This is a genomic window from Actinosynnema pretiosum, from assembly GCF_024171695.1.
Classification (GTDB): Bacteria; Actinomycetota; Actinomycetes; order Mycobacteriales; family Pseudonocardiaceae; genus Actinosynnema; species Actinosynnema pretiosum.
Genome location: NZ_JAMTCF010000008.1, coordinates 65,081 through 88,563, shown reverse-complemented (window position 1 = coordinate 88,563; position 23,483 = coordinate 65,081). Strand labels below are relative to the sequence as shown.

The 23,483-nt window shown below is 73.2% G+C and carries 23 protein-coding genes; 12 read left to right on the top strand and 11 right to left on the bottom strand.

All coding sequences use genetic code 11. The features are described 5' to 3' along the window. The first annotated feature begins 45 nt into the window (after positions 1–45). The 4 genes from LV78_RS17785 to LV78_RS17770 all read left to right on the top strand — a co-directional run bounded on the left by LV78_RS17785 (position 46) and on the right by LV78_RS17770 (position 3,760). The gene (locus LV78_RS17785; RefSeq protein WP_253846377.1) at positions 46–528 is read left to right on the top strand and encodes a cation:proton antiporter regulatory subunit; all 483 of its coding nucleotides are present in this window, start codon (positions 46–48) and stop codon (positions 526–528) included. A 5-nt stretch (positions 529–533) separates the two neighbouring features. After that, positions 534–1,715 carry a cation:proton antiporter gene (locus LV78_RS17780; protein WP_253846376.1) on the top strand — a complete coding sequence of 394 codons (1,182 nt, stop codon included), beginning with the start codon at positions 534–536 and terminating at the stop codon, positions 1,713–1,715. 116 nt (positions 1,716–1,831) lie between these two features. After that, complete coding sequence (locus tag LV78_RS17775; RefSeq protein WP_253846375.1) at positions 1,832–3,040, top strand: S8 family serine peptidase; 1,209 nt, start codon at positions 1,832–1,834, stop codon at positions 3,038–3,040. Positions 3,041–3,271: 231 nt separating this feature from the next. Then, positions 3,272–3,760 (top strand): DUF6319 family protein, encoded by a 489-nt coding sequence (locus LV78_RS17770; RefSeq protein ID WP_253846374.1) that lies wholly within the window; start codon positions 3,272–3,274, stop codon positions 3,758–3,760. A 181-nt stretch (positions 3,761–3,941) separates the two neighbouring features. On the opposite strand, the gene LV78_RS17765 is transcribed toward LV78_RS17770, so the two are convergent. After that, a complete protein-coding gene (locus LV78_RS17765; RefSeq protein WP_253846373.1) occupies positions 3,942–4,898 on the bottom strand; it encodes a quinone oxidoreductase family protein in 957 nt (318 codons plus the stop codon). Continuing rightward, entirely contained in the window at positions 4,898–5,725 is an 828-nt protein-coding gene (locus LV78_RS17760) for an SDR family oxidoreductase (RefSeq protein WP_253846372.1), read from the bottom strand. The genes LV78_RS17765 and LV78_RS17760 overlap by 1 nt, the downstream gene beginning before the upstream one ends. Positions 5,726–5,862: 137 nt before the next feature. On the opposite strand from LV78_RS17760, the gene LV78_RS17755 reads away from it, so the two are divergent. From LV78_RS17755 to LV78_RS17730, 6 genes are all read left to right on the top strand, one after another. Further along, positions 5,863–6,438, top strand: coding sequence for a hypothetical protein (locus LV78_RS17755; protein WP_253846371.1), 576 nt, complete (start codon positions 5,863–5,865; stop codon positions 6,436–6,438). 77 nt (positions 6,439–6,515) lie between these two features. Beyond that, positions 6,516–7,271, top strand: a complete 756-nt coding sequence (locus LV78_RS17750; RefSeq protein WP_253846370.1) for an SDR family oxidoreductase — start codon at positions 6,516–6,518, stop codon at positions 7,269–7,271. Further along, entirely contained in the window at positions 7,271–7,732 is a 462-nt protein-coding gene (locus tag LV78_RS17745) for a MaoC family dehydratase (protein ID WP_301306758.1), read from the top strand. The genes LV78_RS17750 and LV78_RS17745 overlap by 1 nt, the downstream gene beginning before the upstream one ends. Positions 7,733–7,833: 101 nt before the next feature. After that, positions 7,834–8,211, top strand: a complete 378-nt coding sequence (locus LV78_RS17740) for a hypothetical protein (RefSeq protein WP_253846369.1) — start codon at positions 7,834–7,836, stop codon at positions 8,209–8,211. A gap of 44 nt (positions 8,212–8,255) precedes the next feature. Beyond that, positions 8,256–8,792: a DUF3558 family protein gene (locus LV78_RS17735; protein WP_253846368.1), complete on the top strand. Its 537-nt coding sequence runs from the start codon at positions 8,256–8,258 to the stop codon at positions 8,790–8,792. A 33-nt stretch (positions 8,793–8,825) separates the two neighbouring features. After that, positions 8,826–9,377: a DUF3558 family protein gene (locus LV78_RS17730; protein ID WP_253846367.1), complete on the top strand. Its 552-nt coding sequence runs from the start codon at positions 8,826–8,828 to the stop codon at positions 9,375–9,377. Positions 9,378–9,411: 34 nt separating this feature from the next. On the opposite strand, the gene LV78_RS17725 is transcribed toward LV78_RS17730, so the two are convergent. From LV78_RS17725 to LV78_RS17695, 7 genes are all read right to left on the bottom strand, one after another. Beyond that, positions 9,412–9,981, bottom strand: coding sequence for a TetR/AcrR family transcriptional regulator (locus LV78_RS17725; RefSeq protein WP_253846366.1), 570 nt, complete (start codon positions 9,979–9,981; stop codon positions 9,412–9,414). Positions 9,982–10,009: 28 nt separating this feature from the next. Then, positions 10,010–10,552 carry a 3'-5' exonuclease gene (locus LV78_RS17720; protein WP_253846365.1) on the bottom strand — a complete coding sequence of 181 codons (543 nt, stop codon included), beginning with the start codon at positions 10,550–10,552 and terminating at the stop codon, positions 10,010–10,012. Further along, on the bottom strand, positions 10,549–11,307 hold the full coding sequence (locus tag LV78_RS17715; RefSeq protein WP_253846364.1) for a type II toxin-antitoxin system HicB family antitoxin: 759 nt from the start codon (positions 11,305–11,307) through the stop codon (positions 10,549–10,551). The genes LV78_RS17720 and LV78_RS17715 overlap by 4 nt, the downstream gene beginning before the upstream one ends. Further along, positions 11,294–12,739, bottom strand: a complete 1,446-nt coding sequence (locus LV78_RS17710; RefSeq protein WP_253846363.1) for a substrate-binding domain-containing protein — start codon at positions 12,737–12,739, stop codon at positions 11,294–11,296. The genes LV78_RS17715 and LV78_RS17710 overlap by 14 nt, the downstream gene beginning before the upstream one ends. After that, positions 12,736–13,938 carry a hypothetical protein gene (locus LV78_RS17705; RefSeq protein WP_253846362.1) on the bottom strand — a complete coding sequence of 401 codons (1,203 nt, stop codon included), beginning with the start codon at positions 13,936–13,938 and terminating at the stop codon, positions 12,736–12,738. Before LV78_RS17705 ends, LV78_RS17710 begins: the two co-directional genes overlap by 4 nt. Before the next feature lie 89 nt (positions 13,939–14,027). Next, the gene (locus LV78_RS17700; RefSeq protein ID WP_253846361.1) at positions 14,028–15,173 is read right to left on the bottom strand and encodes an acyl-CoA dehydrogenase family protein; all 1,146 of its coding nucleotides are present in this window, start codon (positions 15,171–15,173) and stop codon (positions 14,028–14,030) included. A 172-nt stretch (positions 15,174–15,345) separates the two neighbouring features. Next, positions 15,346–16,131, bottom strand: coding sequence for a sporulation protein (locus LV78_RS17695; RefSeq protein WP_253846360.1), 786 nt, complete (start codon positions 16,129–16,131; stop codon positions 15,346–15,348). Between the two features lie 120 nt (positions 16,132–16,251). Here LV78_RS17695 and LV78_RS17690 point away from each other — a divergent pair, with 120 nt between their 5' ends. Next, on the top strand, positions 16,252–16,641 hold the full coding sequence (locus LV78_RS17690) for a DUF4259 domain-containing protein (RefSeq protein WP_253846359.1): 390 nt from the start codon (positions 16,252–16,254) through the stop codon (positions 16,639–16,641). A 416-nt stretch (positions 16,642–17,057) separates the two neighbouring features. After that, positions 17,058–19,376 (top strand): accessory Sec system translocase SecA2, encoded by a 2,319-nt coding sequence (gene secA2 / locus LV78_RS17685; RefSeq protein ID WP_253846358.1) that lies wholly within the window; start codon positions 17,058–17,060, stop codon positions 19,374–19,376. A gap of 95 nt (positions 19,377–19,471) precedes the next feature. Here the strand turns inward: secA2 and LV78_RS17680 are convergent, their stop codons facing one another. Together LV78_RS17680 and LV78_RS40810 are read right to left on the bottom strand one after the other, a co-directional pair. After that, positions 19,472–19,753, bottom strand: a complete 282-nt coding sequence (locus tag LV78_RS17680; RefSeq protein WP_253846357.1) for a hypothetical protein — start codon at positions 19,751–19,753, stop codon at positions 19,472–19,474. A gap of 631 nt (positions 19,754–20,384) precedes the next feature. Beyond that, positions 20,385–23,204 carry a phosphatase PAP2 family protein gene (locus LV78_RS40810; protein WP_301306757.1) on the bottom strand — a complete coding sequence of 940 codons (2,820 nt, stop codon included), beginning with the start codon at positions 23,202–23,204 and terminating at the stop codon, positions 20,385–20,387. Positions 23,205–23,483: the final 279 nt, after the last annotated feature.

Below are 23,483 nucleotides of genomic sequence, written 5' to 3'. Positions count from 1 at the left end.
AAAAGAGCTCCAGCGGGAACAACCCGAAAGGCAGGAAGGCAGTCCGTGAACGTCGAAGTAACCCCCCTTCCGGGGATCGGCACCCGTCAGGACTTCATGATCCGCGCCGGGCGTCGGATGGGGGTGATCACGTACCGCGACGGCCGCTTCGAGCTGATCATCTCGAAGGAGGAGGACGCGGACGCGTGCTCCGCCTCCATAGCGCTCACGCCCGCCGAGGCGGGCACGCTCGCCAGCCTGCTCGGCGCGCCCGGCCTCGTCGCGCACCTGGAGCACCAGCACCGGGACGTGGCGGGCATCACCACGCAGCAGTTCCCGATCGTGCCGGGCTCCCGGTACGACGGCGAGACGCTGGCCGCCACCGAGCTGCGCACCCGCACGGGCGCGTCGGTGGTGGCCGTGGTCCGCTCCGGCGTCGCGCACCCCTCCCCCCGCCCCGACTTCGTGTTCGAGGGCGGTGACCTGGTGGTCGTCGTCGGCACCTCCGAGGGCCTCGCGTCGACAGCCGACGTCCTGGGCGGTGGCTGAGCCAGGTGCACAACACGGCCATCTCCCTCATCCAGCTGGGCGCGATCTTCTTCGGGCTCGGCGTCCTGGGCAGGCTCGCCTGGAAGATCGGGATCTCGCCGATCCCGCTGTACCTGATCGGTGGACTCGCCTTCGGTGAAGGCGGACTGGTGCCGCTGCACGGCATCGAGGAGTTCACCCACATCGCCAGCGAGATCGGCGTGATCCTGCTGCTCCTGCTGCTGGGCCTGGAGTACTCGGCGAGCGAGCTGATGACCGGGCTCAAGCGGTCGTGGACGGCGGGCGTGGTGGACATCGTCCTCAACGCCACGCCGGGCGCGGTCGTCGGCCTGCTGCTCGGCTGGGGCCCGGTGGGCGCCCTGGCCATGGCGGGCGTCACCTACATCTCGTCGTCCGGCATCATCGCGAAGGTCCTGGGCGACCTCGGCAGGCTCGGCAACCGGGAGACGCCGGTGATCCTGTCGGTCCTGGTGTTCGAGGACCTGGCGATGGCGCTGTACCTGCCGATCCTGACCACGGTCCTGGCGGGCGTGAGCTTCCTGAGCGGTCTGACCGCGGTGGGCATCTCGCTGGCCGCGATCACCGTGGTGCTCGTGGTGGCGCTGAAGTTCGGCCGCTACGTGTCGGCCGTGGTGGACAGCCCGGACCCCGAGGTGTTCCTGCTCAAGGTGCTGGGCGCCGCGCTGCTCGTGGCGGGCATCGCCTCGCAGCTCCAGGTGTCGGCGGCGGTGGGCGCGTTCCTGCTCGGCATCGCGATCTCCGGCTCCACGGCGGAGAACGCGACGCGGATGCTGGAACCGCTGCGGGACCTGTTCGCCGCGATGTTCTTCGTGGTCTTCGGGCTCAACACCGAGCCGTCGTCGATCCCGCCGGTGCTGGCGCTCGCGCTCGCGCTGGCCGCCGTCACGACCGTCACGAAGGTCGCGACCGGGGCGTGGGCGGCGAAGCGGCAGGGCATCGGCCCGATGGGCCGGGCCAGAGCGGGCGCCGCGCTGGTGGCGCGCGGCGAGTTCTCCATCGTCATCGCCAGCCTCACCGTCGCGTCCGGCGCGGTGGACGGCGAGCTGGCCGCGCTGGCGACCGCCTACGTGCTGCTGATGGCGGTCCTCGGACCGGTCGCGGCGCGCGTGGTGGAGCCGGTGGCGCGGATGGTCCAAAAGCGTGGTGCTGTCACGGCATCCGCTTAAGGCGGTATCCCGGGGCGTTGTGGGCGTTCGAATATGACGTCGCGCGGACGTGATCCCGCTCCAGGCGGGCACGTCCGCGCGGCAGCCGACCGCCGCCTCACCCCGAAGGGGTCGCCATGCCTGAGACATCGGAGTCGGGAAGCACCACGACCGGCCGCTACCTCGTCCTGCTGGACGAGGGTTCGGTGGCCGCCGGAGCGCAGGAGATGCAGCGGGTCGCGGGGCTCACCGCGGCCAGCACGGCGGACTCGCCGACGAGCGAGCAGCTCGCCGCGGCCGACGGGCTGATCTTCCAGGACCTCGGGGTGGCCGTGGTGACGGCCGTGCCCGACCAGGTCGACCGGCTGGTGCGCGCCGCCGAGGCCTCCGGGCCGATCGCGGTGGTCGAGCCGGAGCGGATCGTGCAGGCCTACATCACCCTCGAAACGGACGGGGACGTCGCCGAGGAGGGGGTGGACGCGGTCGACGAGTCGGCGTTCACCTGGGGGCTCCAGGCGACCGGCGCGGTGAAGAGCGAGTCCACCGGCAAGGGCGTGCGGGTCGCGGTGCTGGACACCGGTTTCACCACCGCGCACGGGGACTTCGCCGGGCGGACCGTCGTCACGAACTCGTTCATCACCGGGGAGAGCGTCGAGGACGCGCACGGGCACGGGACGCACTGCATCGGCACGTCCTGCGGTCCGCGCACGCCCGCGCTCGGCGGGCCCGGCTACGGGATCGCCCACGAGGCGGAGATCTACGCGGGCAAGGTGCTGTCGAACGCCGGGTTCGGCTCGGACGGCGGCATCCTGGCGGGGATCGCCTGGGCGGTGGCCAACGGGTGCGCGGTGGTGTCGATGTCGCTGGGCGCCGGGGTGCGGCCGGGGACGCCGTACTCGCAGGTGTTCGAGCAGGCCGCGCAGCGCGCGATCGCCAAGGGCACGGTGATCATCGCGGCGGCGGGCAACGAGAGCGGGCGGCCGGGCCGGATCAACCCCGTGGGGCACCCGGCGAACTGCCCGACGATCATGGCGGTCGGCGCGGTGGACGTGAAGCGGGTCGTCGCGGACTTCTCCTGCGGGTCGGTGGACCCGCACGGGCAGGTCGACCTGGTCGGGCCGGGGGTGGACGTGCTGTCCTCCTGGAACGGCGCGGGCGGCTCGGAGTGGACCAAGCGGCTGCGCGGGACCAGCATGGCGACGCCGCACGTGGCCGGGGTCGCGGCGCTGATCGCGCAGAAGCACGGCGCGCGCGGCTGGGAGCTGTGGGCGAGGCTGGCGCAGTCCGGGCTGCGGCTGCCGGTGTCCTCGGCGGACGTCGGCGGCGGGCTGGTGCAGGCGCCCTGACGAGGGGGCGCGTTCCGCCCGCGCCCCGGTGACGGGGCCGTGAGCTGTGGTGGGGCCGGTGAGCGGGGGGTGAGCCCTCGGTCACCGGCCCCGCGCTCGTTGCGGGAGCGGCGCGTCCACATCGGACGACAGGGCTCCCCGTTGCACGGGGCAGGGGGCGCAACCCCCTAATATCTGATCCCTCGCGGTCGCCCCGTCGATCGAACAAGTGTTCTAGAATCGCGCCCGCTCATGCCGGACGCGCAGAGAGGAAACGTGCAGGTGGACACGCTCGTGGAGCAGGAAGACAACGCCGCCACCCCCCAGGCGGTCGACGCCCCGGCGCAGGAGGCCACCTCCGCGGAGGCTGTCTCGGCGACCGAGAAGCCCGAGGCCACCGCCCCCAAGGCCGAGAAGCCCGAGGTCGAGGAGCCCAAGCCCGCGAAGCGGGTGAAGAGCACGGCCAAGAAGACCCGCACGGTCGAGCTGACGCTGACCGTGACCGGCACCGCCGACGGCGAGTGGCAGGCCGACCTGGTGCACGGCACCCGGCGGATCGTGTCGGGCCTGTCGGTGCCCGCCGCGGCGGTGGCCCGTGCGGCCAAGGAGCTGCACGAGGACATCGCCAACGAGATCGAGGTCGTGGTCGAGGCTGCTCGCGAGCAGCACCGCAGCCGCATGGAGGAGCTGGAGGCCGAGCTGGCCAAGGTCAAGCAGGCCCTGGCCGAGCTGAACGACTGAGCACCTGACGCACCCCGCCCCGCGCCGTGATCCGGCGCCGGGACGGGCAGCGGGCTGACCGGAGGGCTCCCCACCGCGAGGTGGGGAGCCCTCGTGCGTTCCGGGGCTCGTGCGTTCCGGCCCGGTGCGTTCCGGGCCTGGCGCCGCTCGTTCAGGTGTCAGCTGACCGGGGGAAATCCGGTCAGCGGGCGGGGTCGAGCAGGAGCTTGCCGGTGGTGCGCCTGGCCAGCAGGTCCTCGTGCGCGCGCCGGACCTCGGACAGGCCGTAGTCGCCGCCCGCGACCGCGCGCAGCTCCCCCGCCGCGACCAGCTCGAACAGCTCGGCCACGGCGCGGTGCACCGGGCGGTCGGGCAGGCGGAACGCGTGCTGGAGCCACAGGCCCGCGACCGTGCGGGACTTGGCCATCAGGCGGACCAGCTGCACCGGGCTGGGCTCGGTGCGGTTGGCCATGCCGTAGAAGGCGAGCCTGCCGAACGGGCCCAGCGCCTCGATGCTCGCGTCCGTGGTGGCGCCGCCGGTCATGTCGAGCACCACGTCGACGCCCCGGCCGTCGTTGGCGTCCTTGAGGGCGGCGGCCATGTCCTCGGTGGTGGAGTCGACGGCGGCGTCCGCGCCCAGGTCAAGGGCGAGGCGGCGCTTGTCCTCGGTGCTGGCGGTGGCGATCACCCGGCCCGCGCCCCAGCGGCGGGCCAGCTGGACGGCGATCGTGCCGACGCCCCCGGCGGCGGCGTGGACGACGACGGTCTCGCCCCGGCGCATCGGGGCGGTGCGGCGCAGCAGCAGCCAGGCCGTGGCGCCCTGGGCGACCATGCTCAGCGCGTGCAGGTCGTCCACCGAGTCGGGGACGTCGAACGCCGTGACCTCGGGGACGATCGCGAACTGCGCGTAACCGCCGCCCTTGGTGAGGCCGGTGATCCGGCGGCCGTCCGGCGTGGTGCCGACGACCTCGCCGCCGGGGACCAGCGGCAGGACCGTGCGGGTGAGGTAGCTGTCCTCGGTCTGGTGGGTGTCGGCGAAGTTCACGCCCGCCCGGCTGACCTCGACGAGCAGCTCGCCCGGTCCGGGGGTGGGCGTGGGCAGCTCGACCGGGTTCAGGACCTCGGGCCCGCCGAACTCGGTGATCTGGACGGCGCGCATCAGGTGTTCTCCCGGCTGGGGGTGCGGCTGGACCGGTTCTCGCCCGTGGTGAGGCCGGAGCGGGTGAGCTCGACCCGCGCGCCGTCCTCGGTGCGCGGGCCGGGCGGGGTGCGGAAGGCGAACGGCTCGGGGGCGCGGTTGGCCTGGACGAACCAGCACTCCCCCGGCTGACCGCCGCGCAGGACGGCGAGGTAGGCGTCGACCACGGCGGAGACCGGCATGATCGGCATCCCGGCGGCGGTGAGGCCGTCGCGGATGGTGGTGATGATGGCGGTGTCCGCGAACGAGGGGCAGACGGCGTTGACGATGACGTCGGAGGCGGCGAGCTGGGGGCCGAGGGAGCGGACCAGGCCGACGACGGCGGCCTTGTTGGCGCCGTAGAGGGGGTCGATCGGGACGGGCATGAGGCCGGCCATGCTGGCGGTGACGACGATCCGGCCGCCGCCCCGCGCGCGCAGCGCGGGCAGTGCCGCGCGCACGCCGAACACGACGCCGTCGAGGTTGACGCCCATGACGGCGCGGTAGCGCTCGACGTCGAAGTCCTCGCCGAGGCCCATGCCGGTGGAGATGCCCGCGTTGAGGATCGCCAGGTCGAGGCCGCCGAAGCGGTCGGTGGTGAGCGCGACGGCGGCGGTGAGGGCGTCCGGGTCGCGGACGTCGCAGCGGGTGTAGTGGCCACCGATCTCGTCGGCGACGGCCTGACCGGCGGTGTCGTCGACGTCGGCGACGACCACCTGGGCGCCGAGACCGGCGAGCGCTCTGGCCACCCCCGCGCCGATGCCGCTGGCGGCTCCGGTGATGAGGGCGACCTTGCCGTCGAACTCCACTCGTTCCTCCTGCCGAAAGGGCATTCCGACTGGTCGGTATGGTCCCGGCGGGGTGGTGGGGGCGTCAAGACCCGATCACGGGGGACGTGGTGGGCGGCGGGGCGGTTTCGGGGGTGGGCGGCGGTGGGGTTGGCGGCGTGGCCGGACGAGGACTTGGAGGCGTCCGCTACTACTCGTTCGCGGAGGCGGTGGGCGAGCGGTTCGCGGCGAGCCACCTCGTCGCCGGGGTGGAGCACCTGGACCTGCTGGGCGAGTACTGGAACCGGATGGGCTCGACGAACGCGCCGTTCCTGCCACCCGCCGGTCGACCGCTGCGGTTGCGGCACGTCGCGGTGCGGGCCGCCGAGCTGATCCACCTGCTGGAGTCCGGCCTGGTCCCCGAGCCGCGGTCCGCGCGGACGGTCGTGGAGTCGGCGCGGGAGGCGCGGGCGCTGGCGGCGTGCGCGGGGTTGGCGCGGCTGGAGCTGTTCTTCCGGTGCGAGAGGTCCTTCAGCCACGCGGGCGGGGTGGGGCCGCACTTCGGCACGGTGCTGGAGTCGGAGGCGTCGCCGGTCCTGGAGCTGGCCGGGCGGGCGGCGTTCCTGCGCACGCGGAGGTGGTCGACCTGGAGGAGCTGCGGGGCCGGGACTTCCGGGAGCGGAGCGTCTAGCGGCACCGCGAGGGGGTGGCGCGGGCGGTGGAGTTCGCGCGGTCGCTGGTGGACGGGGGGCTGAGGCCTTCGGGGGTGGTGCGGTCCGGCGCCGGGCCGCTACGTTCCGCTCGTTCTGGCCCGCTGATCGAGGAGGTTCACGTGGCCGAGGGACGGGTTGCGATCGTCACCGGGGCGGCTCGGGGGATCGGCGCCGCCGTGGCCGCCCGGTTGGCGCGGGACGGGTTCGCGGTGGCGCTGCTGGACCTGGACGCGGAGCGGTGCGCGGACGGGGTGGCCGCGATCGGGGCGGCCGGTGGGCGTGCGCTGGCGGTGGGCGTGGACGTCGTGGACCGGGCGTCGGTGGACGCGGCGGTGGCGCGGGTGGCCGAGGAGCTGGGGCCGCCGGTGGTGCTGGTGAACAACGCCGGGGTGCTGCGGGACAACCTGCTTTTCAAGATGTCCGACGACGACTGGGACACGGTGATCGGGGTGCACCTGCGCGGGGCGTTCCTGATGAGCCGGGCGGTGCAGGCGCACCAGGTGGCCGCGGGGTGGGGGCGGGTGGTGAACCTGTCGAGCACGTCCGCGCTGGGGAACCGGGGGCAGGCGAACTACGCGGCGGCGAAGGCCGGGGTGCAGGGGTTCACGAAGACGCTGGCGATCGAGCTGGGGCGGTTCGGGGTGACCGTGAACGCGATCGCGCCGGGGTTCATCGAGACCGACATGACGGCCGCCACGGCGGCGCGGGTCGGGGTGGACTTCGCGGAGTTCAAGGCTGCTGCGGCGGCGGCGATCCCGGTGGGACGGGTCGGTGTGCCGGAGGACATCGCGCACACGGCGTCGTTCCTGGTCAGCGAGGGGGCGGGGTTCGTGTCGGGGCAGGTCGTGTACGTGGCGGGCGGGCCTCGGGACTGATGGTGCGACGGTTCGCGGGGTTGGCGGAGTTCGCTGCGGCGGTCGGGGAGCACCTGGGGTTCGGGCCCTGGCACGAGGTGACGCAGCGGGAGGTGGACCTGTTCGCGGACGCGACGGGGGACCACCAGTGGATCCACGTGGACGTGGAGCGCGCGACGGCGGGGCCGTTCGGGGGGCCGGTGGCGCACGGGTACTTGACGCTGTCGCTGATCCCGCTGCTGGTGCGGGAGGTGTACTCGGTGGAGGGGCTGTCGATGGGGGTGAACTACGGGCTGAACCGGGTGCGGTTCCCGCATCCGGTGCGGGTGGGGGCGCGGGTGCGGGCGGGGGTGGAGCTGGTGTCGGTGTCCGAGGGCGGGAGGGGTGGGGAGCGGCAGGCGGTGCTGCGGGTGGTCGTGGAGGTGGAGGGGGTCGGGAAGCCGGGGTGCGTGGCGGAGACGGTGGTGCTGCTGGTGCCGTGAGGGGGGCGTGAGGGGGCGTGAAGCTGGCGAAGCGCACCACGTGGGGGTCTCCCGGGCGGTAACGTTCGGGTCAACGGACTTACCACTGGGGGTGTGACGTGGTGGACGCGCTGAACATCGCGACGATCAAGTCGATGACGGCGAACATGACGAGCCTGAAGCAGAGCGCTGCGTCGGGTGGGTTCGCCATCACGGAATCCGGGGCGGACGCTTACATCCAGGCGATCGACAACGCTTTGACGTCCTTGGCTGACACGATGTTCACCACGCAGACCCTGGCGCAGGAAACGCAGCTGGGGACGAGCCCCGACGGCATAGCGATGAGCCGCTACAACCTGGAGAGCGCGAACGGCGGACCTGGCACCGTTGGCATCATCCCCGCCCTCCGAGAGCTCATCACCGCGTTGACCGAAGCGCGTGAAGCGATGGAGCAGGCCAAGCGGAACTACCAAGAGGTCGACGAGCCGAACCGGATGTAGTGCCCGCAACAACAGCAAGCAGTCTTCGTCGAAACGGAAGAGCCTTGACCAAGATCCGCCTCGCCGCCGTCCTCCTCGCCGCCGCCGCGCTCACCGCCTGCTCGACCTCGGAAGGGGGAAGCCCGTCACCGGTGAAGTCCCCGGAGAGCGGAGGCGGCTCCACCTCTGCGGCGCAGTCGTCCTCCAGCGCTGCTCCCTCGGACTCGCTCACCTCGTGCGAGATCCTCACCGAGCTCGGGCTGACCGACGTCAAGAAGCGCACCGGCGGCGCCGCGAGCACTGACGGCTGCACCGCCAAGGACGCCCAGAGCGTCCAGGTCCAGCTGAACATCTTCCCGACCCTGGGGCTCTCCGACTACCAGCCGGGTCCGGCTTCGCAGATCTCGGACACCACCGTCGGCACGAGGAAGGCGAAGCTGGTCAAGGAGGCGGTGAGCCAGCTCGACTGCGTGGTCGCGGTCGAGATCTCCCCGACCTCCAGGGCCGACGTCATGGCCTACTCGATCAAGTCGCTCGACGAGGCCTGCAAGTCGGCGGAAGCCCTCGCCAAGTCCGTGGAACCCGCTCTCCCGAAGAGCTGATCGCCCCACCGGCCGCGCCGAAACGGCAGGACGTTGACGAAGCTCCGCACCACCGCCGCGCTCATCATCGCCGCAGCGCTGACCGCCTGCTCCACCGTGGAGCCGGGAAGCCCTTCGGCGGCGAGCACGCAGGACAGCTCGAGCGGCTCCACCTCCGCCTCGAAGCCGACCTCCGGCTCAGCCCCCTCGGACCAGCTCTCCTCCTGCGAGATCCTCACCGAGGTCGCCCCGGAGCAGGGGCTGGAGAACATCCAGGAGCGGACCGGCGGAGCAGCGAGCACCGATGCCTGCAACGCAAGGAACTCGACGAAGCAACTCTCCCTGGGGCTCAGCATCTACCCGACCCTCAACCTCGCCGACTACCAGCCGGGTCCGACTTCCCAGATCTCGGACACCACCGTCGGCACGAGGAAGGCGAAGCTGGTCAAGGAAGCCGCGAGCCAGCTCGACTGCGTCATCGCCATCGAGATCTCCCCCACCTCCAGGGCGGACGTCTTCGCGTACTCCATCAACTCGCTCGACGAGGCGTGCGCGACCGCCGAGGCGCTCGCCAAGGCAGTGGAGCCCAGCCTTCCCAAGAGCTGACGCGCCCCGCCGCCCCCTGCCCGGGGGGCGGCGGTCAAGCCCGCAGCGAGCTGATCAGCAGGTCCGCGTAGTGCTCCCCCACCTGCCCCGCCGTCAGCGCCCCCTCCGCGCTGTACCACTCGGCCAGGTGGTGCACCGCCCCGAAGAAGTAGTTCACCACCAGGTCCGCGGGCGCCGCAGGCGAGAACACCCCCTCCGCCTGCCCCTGCTCCACCAGCCCTCGGAACCGCTCGTGGTACCGCCGCCGCTCCGCGCGCAGCCCCAGGCGCTTGTCCTCCGGCAGGTGGTCGGCGCAGCGGAAGTACACCTTGGCCTGGTCGAAGTTGTCCACGCTCGTCACCACGACGTCCACCGCCGCCGCCCGCAGGCGCTCCTCCACCGGGCCCTCGGCCGCCGCGAAGTGCTCCAGGCGCTCGGTCTGCATCCGCAGCAGCCGCCCGTAGATCTCCGCCAGCAGGTCGTCCTTGGACCCGAAGTAGTGGTACATGGCCCCTTTGGTGACGCCCGCCTGCTCCACGACCTCCTGCACCGCCACCCGGTCGTACCCCTTGGCGGCGAACAAGCGCGTCGCTGCGGTGATCAGCCGCTCCGGAACCGTTGCCATGCGCTCAAGGATCGCAGAACCCCCCGGCTCACCGGACCAGCAGCGTCCCGAGCAGCGCCGCGATGTTCCACGCGTCGTCGTCGCCCCGGTGGTGCGTGCCGTCCAGCGGCAGCCCGGCCAGCGCCAGCGCCTGGGCCATGCCGACCTCCCGGTGCAGGCCCCGCGACAGCGCGAACAGCGTCTTCACGTTCAGGTGCCTCGGCCCGAACGGGTAGTCCACGCCCAGGTCCGCGCACTGGCGCTGGAACTGCTTGCGGTCGTAGTCCCCGTAGCTCGCCCACACCCGCTCGCGCGACCCCAGCTCCCGCAACCGCGCGCACGCCACCGCGAAGTCCACCCCGCGCCCGACCTGCTCCTGCGTCAGCGTGGTCAGCGACGTGCAGAACGGGCTCACCTCGGACCTCGCCGGGCGCACCAGCAGCGAGTGCCGCTCGACCCGCTCGCCGAGGGCGACGTCGTACTCGCACACCCCGATCTCGATGATGTCGCTGACCTGCCCGCCGGGCGGCGCGCCCTCCCAGCAGGTCGCCTCGACGTCGACCACGAGCACGCGGTCCAGCAGCGCCTTCACAGGAACACCGCGATCGGCCTGATGACCATTTCCCCGCTCCCAGCCTTCCACGCCTGCACCCGGCCCAAGCACCGCGCGCTGAACACCCCTTCGGGCACGACGTCCGGTCGCAGCCCGGCGCTCTGGCACTCGACCACGACCTGCGGCCCCTCGGCCGGGTCGTCCGGATCGCCGTACGGCGCCTGGAAGACCCTAGTGCCGTCGTGCCGCGCCGTCTCGCGGAATTCGCCGCGCACGGACACGTACGCGTCGATCCGCCGCAGCCCGGCGGTGCGCGCGCCGTCGCCGAGCGCCCGCTCCAGCGCGATGTTCCCGCGCACCGTCCGGTCCCGCAGGTCCACGTGCACGACCCCGTGCGCGCTCTCCAGCGCCCCGAGCAGCACCCCGACGACGGCGACCGGCTCCGAGTTCTCGATGTACGTCTTGACCACCTCGCGCCCGGACTGCCGCGCCCCCTCGACGCCGATGTCCAGCCCCTTCAGCGCGATCTTCCCGTCCCTGGTGGTGCCGACCCGGTCGACCACCTCCTTGGTCATGGCGTCCCCGTACCCGCCGACCTGGTACAGGTCCATGACCGCCTTCTCGTCCAGGTAGATCGGCACCCCCGGCACGCCGGGCGCGGGCGCGTACCGGGCCCTGCCGCGCCACGCCGCGACCACCGCGCCGAGCGCGACCAGCAGCGCCAGCGCGGTCACCACCCACACCACCGCCCACGGCCACCACACCGACCACCACAGCGCCCTATCGACAGCCACGGATCTCCCCCACCGCCTCGGTCAGCGACCCGGTCGCGTCCACGACCCGCCCGCCGCTCGCCCTCGCCGCCCGGTCCAGCTCGGCCGGGTCGGCCTCGCCCACCCGGATCGCGTACGTGCGCGCCCCGCGTGGCCCCGCCAGGTACTCCTCGAACCCGATGCCCGCGTTCGACTCGCCGTCGGTGACCAGCACGACGGGCCCGTCGCCCGCGAGCTCCTGCCCGCGCCGCAGCGCCGTCCACAGCGCGGTGCCCTCGCCGAGGTCGTCGGACGCGAGCACGGCCGCCAGCTCGTCCAGCGCGGCCTGCCCGTCCACGACGACGGTCCGCTCGTCCAGCACCCGCCCGGCGAACCGCACCACGGTGATCCGCTCGCCGAGCGCGAACCGGTCGAACCCGCCCCCGCCGGACAGCCGCGCGAACACGTCCCGCAGCTGCGCGATCCGCTCGCCGCGCATGGACAGCGAGTAGTCCAGCACGAACACCACGCTCCCCCGCAGCCCGGCCGCCGCGCGGTCGTACGCGGCGAGCACCGCGTCCACCACGGCCTGCTCGGCCGGGAAGTACAGCGCGGTGCCGATCTCCTCGGACAGCCGCTCCGGCCGGGGCAGGGCGGGGTCCACGGGCCTGCGCGCGGTGGTCTCGGCGATCCGCCGCTGCACCGCGTCCGAGCGCAGCCACGCCACGACCCGGTCGTACGCCTCCCGGTGCTCGGGCCGCACGAGCAGCAGCGGGTAGTCGGCGAGCACGACCCCGTCGCGCGGGCGCACCAGGTCGAACCCGCCGGGCACCCGCCCGGAGTCGGCCAGCCGCAGCAGCTCGGACTCGTAGCCGACGACCGCGTCCACGTCGTCGCGCCGGGCGAACCCGGCCAGCGCGGTCGCCGCGTCCGGTTCGGCCCGCACGAGCCCGGTGAGCAGGCCGCCGAGCTTGTCGCACGCCACGTCCTGCGGGCGCAGCGCGCTCCCGGTGCCCGCGGCGGCGGTGGCGACGCCGATCAGCGCGGACAGGCCGCTGTCGGCCCGGTGCGGGTCGGCCAGCCCGAACCGCAGCCCGCCCGAGGCGGCGAGCTGGGCGACGTCGGCCCACGTGCCGCCGCGCAGACCCGGCGCGCGGTCGCGCTTGACGGCGAGCACCAGCGGCGAGGTCATGGTCGGGGTGGCCAGCGGCAGCTCGCCGCCCGCGATGCGCAGGTAGCGGGTGCTGGGCAGCCAGGCCAGGTCGTGGCCGGACAGGTCGGCGCCGAGCGTCTCGCGGTGGTCGAGCACCAGCTCGACGCCGGTGTCGCGGCGCAGGTCGGGCAGCAGCGGGGCGAGGTCGGCCAGCTCGGGCGCGGCGAGCGCGGTGAGCCGGACCTCGGGCGGGCGCGTCGTGGTGCAGGCGGTGGGCGCGAGCAGCGCGGCGACGGCCAGGAGCAGGGCGGCGCGCCTCACCGGCAGCCGCCGACGCGCTCGATCATCTTCTCCAGCAGCGGCAGCGTGGGCAGGAAGGTCTCGGTGTCGCTGACCCCGCTGTCCGGCGCGGGCAGGCCCACGCCGCGGAGGTGCTCGGCGAGCCTGCCCGCGCTGAGCGAGCCGTCCGGCTCGAACACCCGGAACCCCAGTTCGAGGGCCCGCTGCTTGAGCGCGGGGTCGTTGCTGATCAGCTGGCCGAGCCGGTCGCCGTCCGGGGTGAGCGCGATGTACTCGGGCACGGTCTGGAGCTGCGCCTCCGGGTAGATCAGCACCCGGTTGTCGTCGGCGCTCCCGTTCTGCCGCTTGTGGCGGATCTGGTGGGCGAGGTACTGGTGCTCGTAGAAGACCGCGATCGGCGCCAGGCCCCGGCCCTCGGGCGCGAGGTACTGCATGGACATGTCGTCACCGGGCAGGCCCTGACCGATCAGGAACGGCTTGACCTGGTCGGCGAGCGCGAGCGCCTCGGCCTCGTCCACGGGCGGGCGCTGGCCGTTGACCACGAACGCCAGCAGGCCCAGGTAGGTGGCGGCGGAGTTGGCGCTGCACACGTCCGGGGTCTGGACCAGCACCTGGTTGCCGTTGTTGAGGGGCGGGTCGTGGTCGAGGTCCGACCACCTGGTGCCCGCACGCATCAGCTCGACCAGCTTCGCCATGTCCACCGAGAAGTACAGGGGCTTCTCCTCGGACTCGGGAGGAAGCTTCTTCCCCAACTTGGCGAGCAGCGCCTCGGCGTAGTCGCGGTACGTGCCGAAGACGATCGGGCTGAAGAACGGCTTGTGCACCTTGGCGAACTTGTGCTCGGCCTGCCGCTGCTCCTTGATCAGCAGCGCGGCGGGCTGCCCGGAGGGGAACACGAAGTCGTACTGGTCGACGTCCCCGGTGGCGACCGCGCGCGAGCCCGCCTTGGTGATGTGCACCTGGATGCCGTGCGCCATCAGCTCGCGCCGCACCACCTCGTCGGTGAAGTACTCGGCCTTCGAGGCGAGCTTGCCGGTGATGACGACGACCTGCTTCAGCGGCAGGCCCACCGTGCCGCCCGCGAACAGCGCGATCACCCCCACCAGGGCGGTGGCCGCGCTGATCGCGAACGGCAGCAGGTAGCGCTTGCGGCGGTACGCGGGCCTCGGCGGAGCCAGGACGGTCAGCTCCGGTTCGGCGATCTGCTGCGACGCGGCCACGACGTTCCCCCGATGCGGTCGACTTCTGCCCCCGCTCGACTGTCGCGTGATCGCGATCACGCGTTAGCCGGGAAACCGCACCGTCGGGCTCACAGCCCGAGGTCGCGCCCGATCAGCTCCTTCATGATCTCGTTGGAGCCCGCCCAGATCCGGGTCACCCGCGCGTCCATCCAGGCCCGCGCCACCCGGTACTCGGTCATGTACCCGTAGCCGCCGTGCAGCTGCACGCACGCGTCCAGCACCGAGTTCTGCACGTCCGCCGTCCAGTACTTGGCCTTGGCCGCGTCGATCGCGGTCAGCTCGCCCGCGTTGTGCGCGAGCACGCACTGGTCAACGTACGCCTGCGTCACGTCGACCTTGGTGACCAGCTCGGCGAGGGTGAACTTGTTGGCCTGGAACGAGCCGATGGACTGGCCGAACGCCTTGCGCTCCTTGGTGTACTCGACCGTCTCCACCAGGATCTGCGCCGCGTGCGCGAGGTTCGACACGGCCGCGCCGAGCCGCTCCTGCGGCAGCCGCCGCATCATGTGCGCGAAGCCCCGGTCGACCTCGCCGACGAGGTTGTCGGCGGGCAGCCGCACGTCGGAGAAGAACAGCTCGGCGGTGTCGGACTCGGGCTGCCCGACCTTGTCGAGCTTGCGCCCGCGCTCGAAGCCGGGCGTGCCCGCCTCGACGGCGAACAGGCTGATGCCCCTGGCGCCCCGGTCGGGGCTGGTGCTGGCGGCGACCAGGACGAGGTCGGCGGAGAAGCCGTTGGTGATGAACGTCTTCGAGCCGTTGAGCACCCAGTCGGAGCCGTCGCGCACGGCGGTGGTCTTGAGCGCGGCCAGGTCGGAGCCGCCGGACGGCTCGGTCATGCCGATCGCGGTGACCAGCTCGCCGGAGCAGAACCGGGGCAGCCAGCGCTGCTTCTGCTCCTCGGTGCACAGGTCGACCAGGTAGCGGCCGACGACGTCGCCGTGGATGCCGAGGCAGGAGGCGACGCCCGCGCTGAGCGCGCACAGCTCCTCGGCGAACACGGTGTTGAACCGGTAGTCGTCCGCGCCGGAACCGCCGTGCTCCTCGGGGACCTCGAGGCCGAGCATCCCCTGACGACCGGCTTCCAGCCACACGTCGCGGTCGATGCCGCGCTGCTCCACGAACTTGGGGTAGTTCGGCCGGAGGGTGCGGTCCACGAACGCCCGCGCGCTCTCGCGGAACGCGTGGTGGTCGTCGTCGAACAGCGTGCGCCGCACCGGGGACCTCCTCGTCGCGGGCCGGGTCGGCGCCCGGACCTCACCGTGCGGTCAGGGTGCAACACGCTCCGCGCACGGTCAAGGACGTCGGGCGCGCGGGTTCGGCCGGGCGCGCGGCGCGGCCTGCTCCACCCGGCGGGACGCGCGGGCGTCCCGCCGGGCGCGCCGGGGCCTAGAAGATGCCGCGCCTGCGGGCGACCTGGTCCATCCACTGGTGCACGAGCCCGGCCCAGTCGGTGCCGGGGACCTGCGAGTGGGGCAGCGAGAAGTGCCCGAAGACGTCGCCGCCCGCGCGCAGCAGCCCGCCCCTGCGGTCGGCCTCCAGCACCACGTGCAGCTGCTGCGGGTCGGCCACGAAGCTCAGCTCGACCTGGCTGATCCGGTTGAGGAACTGCACCGGGGGCCGGAACTCGATCTCCTGGTAGAACGGCAGCTGCTGCGGGACGCCGTGGATGCGGCCCTGCTCGCAGTCGGCCTTGCTGAAGGTGAAGCCGAGCGCGTCGAACGCGGCCAGCACGTGCTCCTGCGACGGCAGCGGGTGCACCGCGAACGGGTCCAGGTCGCCGGGGTCGATCGCGCCGCGCACGTCCAGCTCGGTGCGCAGGCCCATCGTCATGCCGTGCAGGTGCCTGCCGTGCACGACGGTCAGCGGCGTCTCCAGCGGGATCTGGAACTGGAACGGCAGCGAGTACTGCTGACCGGCCCCGACGACCACCTTCTCGGCGACGATGACGCCCGCGAACTCGACGTTGCGGACGTGCTCCTCGTCACCGCGCTCCACCTCGACCCTGGTGACCAGGGTGAGCTTCACCCGGTCGATCTCGGCCTGGTGGTCGCCGCCGGAGATGCGGACCTCGCCGGTCAGCACGTCGCCGGGGCGGACGTTGGGGTTGCTCAGCACGGTGTCCACCGAGGGTCCCCCGACCCCGAACGCGCGCAACATCCTCTTGAACACCACGGGCTCGCCTCCACTGTCTCAAGTGCCCTGATTGACGTCCGAGCATCCCTGAAGGTTCCCCCGAACCTGATGTCGATCATGCTCGTGGGCGGTTGTCCTGTGTGGACTAGGCTCTCGCGCATGGGAGCTTGGGGCACCGGGGTGTTCGAGAACGACGGGGCGCTCGACCTGCTGGCGGTGCTGCGCGACGCCGACCCCGAGGAGCGGACCGGCGTGCTCCGCGAGGCGCTGGAGGCCGCCGCGGACGAGTCGGACTACCTGGAGAACCCGGAGGCCCAGTCGGCGCTCGCGGCGGCGGCCGTGGTGGCGGCGGCGCGCGGCGGCGAGGTCGTGCGCAACGGGGCCGAGGTGCCGGAGCCGGACACCGCGCTGGTCGCGCTGGCCGGGCGGGCGCTGGACCGGGTCGTGGCCGAGGAGTCCGAGTGGCGCGAGCTCTGGGAGGAGGCCGAGGAGCTGGAGGAGGCGCTCTCGGCGCTCGCCGAGGTGCAGACCGGGCTGGACCTGGACTGAGGTCCGGCGCGGACCGAACGACCGGGCGCCGGATCGGTTGCCCCGGAGCCCGACGTGAGTTGGTGATCCCGAACCCGGCGCGGCCGGACGGGCCGATCTGAATCGAGCAGGACCGAACTGCGCGGGCCGATCGGAGTACACCGGTACGAGCGGGGTCCGCACCGACCCCGAGACCTGCCCGGTCACCCGACGTGACCGGAGAGGGCGTCCGCGTCGAGGGCGCAGCGCTCGCGGAGTCCCGCCCCGCCGATGGGGCCGGCGGGGCGGCGCTCTGCGAGCGGGGGACCCGCACCGGGCGCGACCACCCCGGCACGCTGCGCGAACGTCCCCGCGCCCCGGTCGGGCGGGTGCGGGAGAGTGAACGGTCAACCGGGTGACGTGCGGAACGCCACGCCGGTGGCGTACGTTGCCCGTCCGTGACCACACTCCTCGGGCGGTTCAAGCAGCGGCTGCGCCGGTTCGCGCAGAAGCCGGGCTCTGCTGACCTCTCGCCCTACCGCGCCCTGCTCGACGAGGTCAACGCGCGGGCGGAGGCGATCGGGAAGCTCAGCGACGCCGAGCTGACCGAGGCAGCCACCGCCCTGCGGGAGAAGGCCTCCGGCAAGCGGTCCGACCTGGTCGAGGTCGTCGCGCTGGGCCGCGAGGCCGCCGACCGCGCGCTGGGCCTGCGCCCGTTCGACGTGCAGGTGCTCGGCGCGCTGGGCCTGCTGGACAAGCACGTCGTGGAGATGGCCACCGGCGAGGGCAAGACCCTGTCCGGCGCGATCGCCGCCGCGGGCTTCGCCCTGCAGGGCAAGCAGGTGCACGTGGTGTCGGTCAACGACTACCTCGCGCAGCGCGACGCCGAGTGGATGGGCCCGCTGTACGAGCTGCTGGGCGTGTCGGTGGGCTGGCTGAGCCAGAGCTCCAAGCCCGAGGAGCGGCGCGCCGCCTACCAGGCCGAGGTCACCTACGCGTCGGTCAGCGAGATCGGGTTCGACGTGCTGCGCGACCGGCTGGCCACGAGCGTGGACGCCCGGATCGTGCCGGAGCCGAGCGTGGCGCTGGTCGACGAGGCCGACTCGGTGTTCGTGGACGAGGCGCGCGTGCCGCTGGTGCTCGCCGGCTCCACCGCCGGTCCCGCCGCCGACCCGGCGCTGGCCGAGCTGGTCAAGCGGCTGCGCCGCGACCTGCACTTCGAGGTGGACGACGAGGAGCGCAACGTCTACCTGACCGGTGCGGGCAGCGAGGCGGTCGAGCGGGCGCTCGGCGGCATCGACCTGTACTCGGACGAGCACGTGTCGACCACGCTGTCCAAGGTGAACGTGGCGCTGCACGCGCAGGTGCTGCTGCACCGGGACGTGGACTACATCGTCCGCGACGGCAAGGTGCACCTGATCAACGACACCAAGGGCCGCATCGCGAAGCTCCAGCGCTGGCCGGACGGCCTCCAGGCGGCCGTGGAGGCCAAGGAGGCGGTGGCCACCACCGACAGCGGCGAGGTGCTCGACTCGATCACCGTGCAGGCGCTGCTCAACCGCTACCCGGTGGTGTGCGGCATGACCGGCACCGCGGTGGCCGTGGCCGAGCAGCTGCGCACGTTCTACGCGCTGGAAGTGCTGGTGATCCCGTCCAACGTCGACTGCGTGCGCGAGGACGAGGACTCGCGGGTGTACGCGACGCTGGAGCAGAAGGAGGCGGCGATCGTCGCCGCCATCGCCGAGGCGCACGGGAACGGCCGCCCGATCCTGGTGGGCACGCTGGACGTGGCCGAGTCGGAGCGGCTGTCGCGCAAGCTCGCCGAGGCCGGGCTGGAGTGCGTGGTGCTCAACGCGAAGAACGACGCCGAGGAGGCGTCGATCATCGCCGACGCCGGGTCGTTCGAGCGGATCACCGTGTCGACGCAGATGGCGGGCCGGGGCACGGACATCCGGCTCGGCGGGCACGAGTCGACCGACCGGGAGCGCATCGCCGAGCTGGGCGGGCTGTACGTGATCGGCACCGGGCGGCACTCGTCGTCGCGGCTGGACGACCAGCTGCGCGGGCGCGCCGGGCGGCAGGGCGACCCCGGCGGGTCGGTGTTCTTCTCCTCGCTGCAGGACGAGCTGTTCACCCAGTACGTGCCGGACTTCGCCGACGCCAGCGAGGTCGAGGAGGACGGGCGGGTGGTCGACAAGGGCACGCTGGCCACCGTCGAGCACGCGCAGCGCGTCGCCGAGGGCGTGCACCTGGAGATCCACCGGAACACCTGGCGGTACAGCAAGCTGATCGAGCACCAGCGGTTGCTGCTGCTCAAGCGGCGCGAGGAGCTGCTGACCGGCGGGGACGCCTGGGAGGAGCTGGCGCGGCGCAAGCCGGAGCGGGCCGAGGAGTTGGCCGAGCTGGACGAGGAGGTCCGGTTCGAGGCGGCGCGGCAGATCGTCCTGCACCACCTCGACCAGCGGTGGACCGACCACCTGGTGTTCCTGACCGACCTGCGCGAGGGCATCCACCTGCGGGCGCTGGCCAGGCAGAACCCCCTCGACGAGTTCCACCGCGAGGCCATCACGGCGTTCAACAAGGTGGAGAACGACGCGTGGGAGGAGTCGGAGGACACCTTCGTGAAGGTGACCATCGACGCGGAGGGCGCGCACCTGGAGGCGGCGGGCGTGCAGCGGCCGAACACGACGTGGACGTACCTGGTGCACGACAACCCGTTCTCGTCCGGGCTGGAGGAGACGTTCAAGGGCCTGGTGAACATGGTGCGGCGGAAGTAGCCGGTTCGGCGGGCAGGCGGCGTTATGGGGCCCGGTTCACCCTCATCGGGGTGGGCCGGGCCCCTGTCGGTCGGCGGGCGGGGGCTCCCCGTCCGTCAGACCAGCGTCCGCGCGGTCTCGCCGAGGGACTCCTCGACGGGCCGCGGCGCCTGCGGGGGAACGGCGGAGCGCGGTCTGCCCACGACCTGCTCCTCCACGGCCAGTTCGGTCAGCGCCCGGATCTCCGCGAGGATGTCCAGGTGCTCCTGGGACGGCGGGGGGCCGACCAGGTTGGAACGGCTGTGCGCGGTCACCTCGGCGCGGTGCGCGAGGTTCTGAATGCGTCGGATGAGGTCCAACTCCAGTTCGGACGGCTGGGAGCGCCTTTGCTCTGTCACCCTGGAAGCGAACACCTCACAGCGGGTGAACGTAAATCACCTGGCCGTGCGAAATTCACTGCGTCAACCCAGCTACCCCCATTGCCCGACCCGAATCTCACCGTCCCGGTGGATATGCCCCCGGAGGTCAGGTGACCGCTCGGCGCGCGTGCGCGTTCCGGTCAGGCGCTTACCCCGGCGCCCGCCCCACGAACGGGTCGGTTGTCGACCCGGCCGGGCGGCAGCGCCCTGACAGGCAGCGATCCCACCTTCGGTAGCTCAGTGTGGATCAAGTCAACCGTTCGGGGGGTAACCCGTTCTTATGCCGGTTACCTGCTTGATACACAGGCGCGACGCAGAACGGGGGGCGCGGGGCGCGTGAACGGGCGTGAACGGGCGGGGAAGGGACGCTGAATCGGTGCACGCGGGCGCGGTGGTCGTTGCTGAACCGAAGCAGAAGCGACCCCTGTCCGACTCGGAACTGAATGGGGTGGGCGGTTTTTGCCGGGGAGCCCCGCAACCGGTTTGCGGGCGAATCACCGATATACCCGGCCGCCATTCGCGGGACCTTGGGAGCGCGAAGCGGGGCGGCCCGTGGTGGGCCGCCCCGCTTGGTGGGGGGTGGGGGGCGGGTGAGAGGGCGGGTGCGGGGTCAGATCCGGGGGAGGACGTCGGTGGTCGCGGGGTCGCCCGAGGGGGCTGGGCGGCGCGCGGGGCGCGGGTTGTCGGCGGGGGCCGGGGTGATGCCGGAGGCTGGGACAGCGCCGGGCGGCGGGGTGGCGCCGAACACCGAGCCAGCGCCGGGCGCAGGGCTGGTGCTGGGCGCCGGGGTGAACGCCGATCCGAAGGCCGGGGCCGAACCGGGGCTCTCGGCGGCGGGACTGCGGTCGTCGTTCCGGAAGAGGCCGTGGATGACGGCCGTGTCGGCGGCGTCCGGGTCGGCGGAGCGCCCACCGGGGAAACTGGAGGGGGCGCTCGCCGCGACCGGGTGGCCGGGGTTGGGGTTGCCCGCGCCGGGGTCGGCGGCGAACAGGGCGGTCGCGGGGGTGCTCGCGGCGGGCAGGTCGGCGGCGAGCGCGGCGGCGGCAGCCGGGTTGATCGCGGGCGGGACGACCGCAGGCGGGGCGTTCGAGGCTGGCGTGTTCGAGGCCGGGGTGTTCGGAGCAGGAGCGATCGGGGGTGCGGCGACGGGTTCGGTGGCGCGCACGGTCGCCTGGTCGGCGGCGCGCCTGCGCCCACCGGGCGAACCCGCGCCCGCAACCCCCTGGAGCGAACCCGACCTGGGCAGCGCGCGAGTCAGGTTCAAGCCCGCCGGAACCTGAGCACCACCGGCCGCCGCTCCCGCACCGAACATCGACTCCGACGCATCCGCACTGGCACCGGCACCGGCACCGGCACCGGCACCGGCACTGGCACTGGCACTGGCACTGGCACTGGATGCAGCCTGCGGCCCGCCGGTCTGCGGCAGCGCCCTGGTCGCCCCCGGACCGAACGCCGATTCCTGCTCATCAGACTGCGGCAGCGGCATTCCCGGCTGCGGCAGCGGTGCGCCGGGCTGCGTGAAGGCCCGGTTCTCTGCCGCACCGGGGTGCGGGGCGCCAGCAGCGGCACCTCGGCGGGGGCCGGGTGCGCCGCCGGTCGTCCCCGAGAGCGGGACCATCCTGGTGGACTCGGCGCGCGGCGGCGGCGCGTCGTCCGCGCTCACCCTCGCCAGCACCTCGGTCTCGCCCTGTCCACGATCCGCCCCCGCACCGGGCAGCTGGACCATGCGGGTCGACTCGGCGCCAGCGCCTGCGGGCTGGACGCGGCTCGGGTCCACCCCCGCCCCCTGGGCCGCGCCAGCTCCGGGCGCCTGGCCCGCTCGCGCAGTCACCGCACCCGGCGCCTGGAACGCCCGCGCGCCCGCAGCGCCACCGGGCACCGGCAGCGCCCTGGTCGGGTCAGCCCCGTGCGCGGCCGTCGCCCAGGTCGGGTCGCCACCTTGCGCCGCCATCGCCCGCACCGGGTCACCAGCCTGCGCAGCGAGTGCCCGCGCCGGGTCAGCCCCGTGCGCAGCCGTCGCCCAGGTCGGGTCACCGCCCTGCGCCACCATCGCCCTGGTCTGGTCAGCGCCGTGCGCGGGCAGTGCCCTGGTCAGCTCCGCGCCCGCCGCCATCGCCCGCGCCGCGTCAGCCCCGTGCGTCGGCAGTGCCCTGGTCGGCTCCGCGCCCTGCGCGGCCATCGCCCGCGTCGGGTCACCGCCCTGCGCCGACAGCGCCCGCCCCTGGTCAGCCCCGAGCCCCGACAGCGCCCGCGTCGGCTCCGCACCCGTCGCCTGGGCACTCATCGCCTGGACGCGGGTCGCGTCCGCGCCGGGAGCCGCCATCGCCCGCGTCGCCGCCGCGCCGACCACGGACACCTGCACCATCCGGGTCGCCTCGTCGCCCGCGCCGGTCACCGCCACCTGCACGGCCGTGGTCGGGTCGGCGTCGGGGACCCGCTCCACCCTCGTGGGCGTCGGGAGCGGGGCCACCCTGGTCGGGGGCAGGCCGGGGGTGGGGTGGGCCGGATCGTCGTCCGAGGTGCGGCGCAGTTCGGCCCTGGCCGCCTCGGCCAAGGCCTTCGACGCCGCGATGCTCCTGCTCGCCGCCTTCGCCTCGGGGCCGCCCATGGCCGCGCCGACCGCCGCGCTCACGGCCGCGTTCACCGCCGCGCTCACCAGCGCCGCCTCCGCCTTCGCGGCCACCTCGTCGCGCTCGCCGTCGCGGACTGCCGCGCGGCCACCGGCGTGCCCGCCCGCGCGGCTGGCCGCGAGGCCGTCGCCGTGCCCGGCCGCCCTCCCGCCGTCGTGGCCCTCGCGCCCGGCCGGGCGGCGGTCCGCCTCGCGGGACGCCGCCGCGTCGGCGCGCGCGCCGCGCTCGTCCGCGACCGCCGGGTTGTCGGCCGCCGCGAACCACGCGGGCACCGGCAGCAGCGGGGCCATCTTCTGCAGCACCCAGGCCACCACCGCGCCGAGCAGCAGCCCGGCCAGCACGTCGTGCGGGTAGTGCACCCCGACGAACACCCGCGACGCCCCCGCCAGCAGCGCGACCGGGATGATCCAGCGCTGCCTCCGGTCGCACATCACGATCGCCACGGCCGCCGCGCCCGCGATGGCCGAGTGGTTGCTGGGGAACGACCAGTCGCCGACCGGCGGGCACTCCGAGATCACGTCCATGGTCCGGCACGGCCGGTCCTGCTCGACGACCGACTTCGCCGTCCTGCTCACCAGGTAGCCGACCACCATCGCGATCGGCGCGACGATCGCCCGCGCCTGGTCGTCCCGGCTCCCGTCCCGCCGCGCCCGCCACAGCAGCAGGGCGAACAGCAGCCCGAACACCCCGACCACCGCGTCTGTGGCGATGTCGGCCGCGGTGCCGACGTACTCCGGGAGGCCCGCCGCCCAGCCCGCTACGAGGCGGTGCAGGTCGACGCTGAACTCGGGAACCGACATGCGGTCAACTTTACGAAGTTGATCAAATTTTGAAAGCTTTAGGACACCCCCCGTTGGCCATCCGTTAAGACTGATCTGATAATGGACGACCGCATCGGATCGCCCTTCTCGTGTTCACCCGCCGTTCACCGCCGCTGACCAGCGCAAAGATCGTTGAACAATCCCACAAGAACGGGCCCACAAAAGTTGATCTTCATAGGCTCCCGCACGGGGCGTGGGACCACTGTGGGAAAGGCGACTCCACCGAGCGACGAAACGCGCTTCACCGCAACACGCGGT

What these genes read in the sequence shown, in the direction of transcription:
- LV78_RS17775 (WP_253846375.1), top strand. Translation starts at nt 1,832, where the DNA reads ATGCCTGAGACATCGGAGTCGGGAAGCACCACGACCGGCCGCTACCTC.
- LV78_RS17770 (WP_253846374.1), top strand. Translation starts at nt 3,272, where the DNA reads ATGCCGGACGCGCAGAGAGGAAACGTGCAGGTGGACACGCTCGTGGAG.
- LV78_RS17765 (WP_253846373.1), bottom strand. Translation starts at nt 4,898, where the DNA reads ATGCGCGCCGTCCAGATCACCGAGTTCGGCGGGCCCGAGGTCCTGAAC.
- LV78_RS17745 (WP_301306758.1), top strand. Translation starts at nt 7,271, where the DNA reads ATGGTGCGACGGTTCGCGGGGTTGGCGGAGTTCGCTGCGGCGGTCGGG.
- LV78_RS17725 (WP_253846366.1), bottom strand. Translation starts at nt 9,981, where the DNA reads ATGGCAACGGTTCCGGAGCGGCTGATCACCGCAGCGACGCGCTTGTTC.
- LV78_RS17690 (WP_253846359.1), top strand. Translation starts at nt 16,252, where the DNA reads ATGGGAGCTTGGGGCACCGGGGTGTTCGAGAACGACGGGGCGCTCGAC.
- LV78_RS40810 (WP_301306757.1), bottom strand. Translation starts at nt 23,204, where the DNA reads ATGTCGGTTCCCGAGTTCAGCGTCGACCTGCACCGCCTCGTAGCGGGC.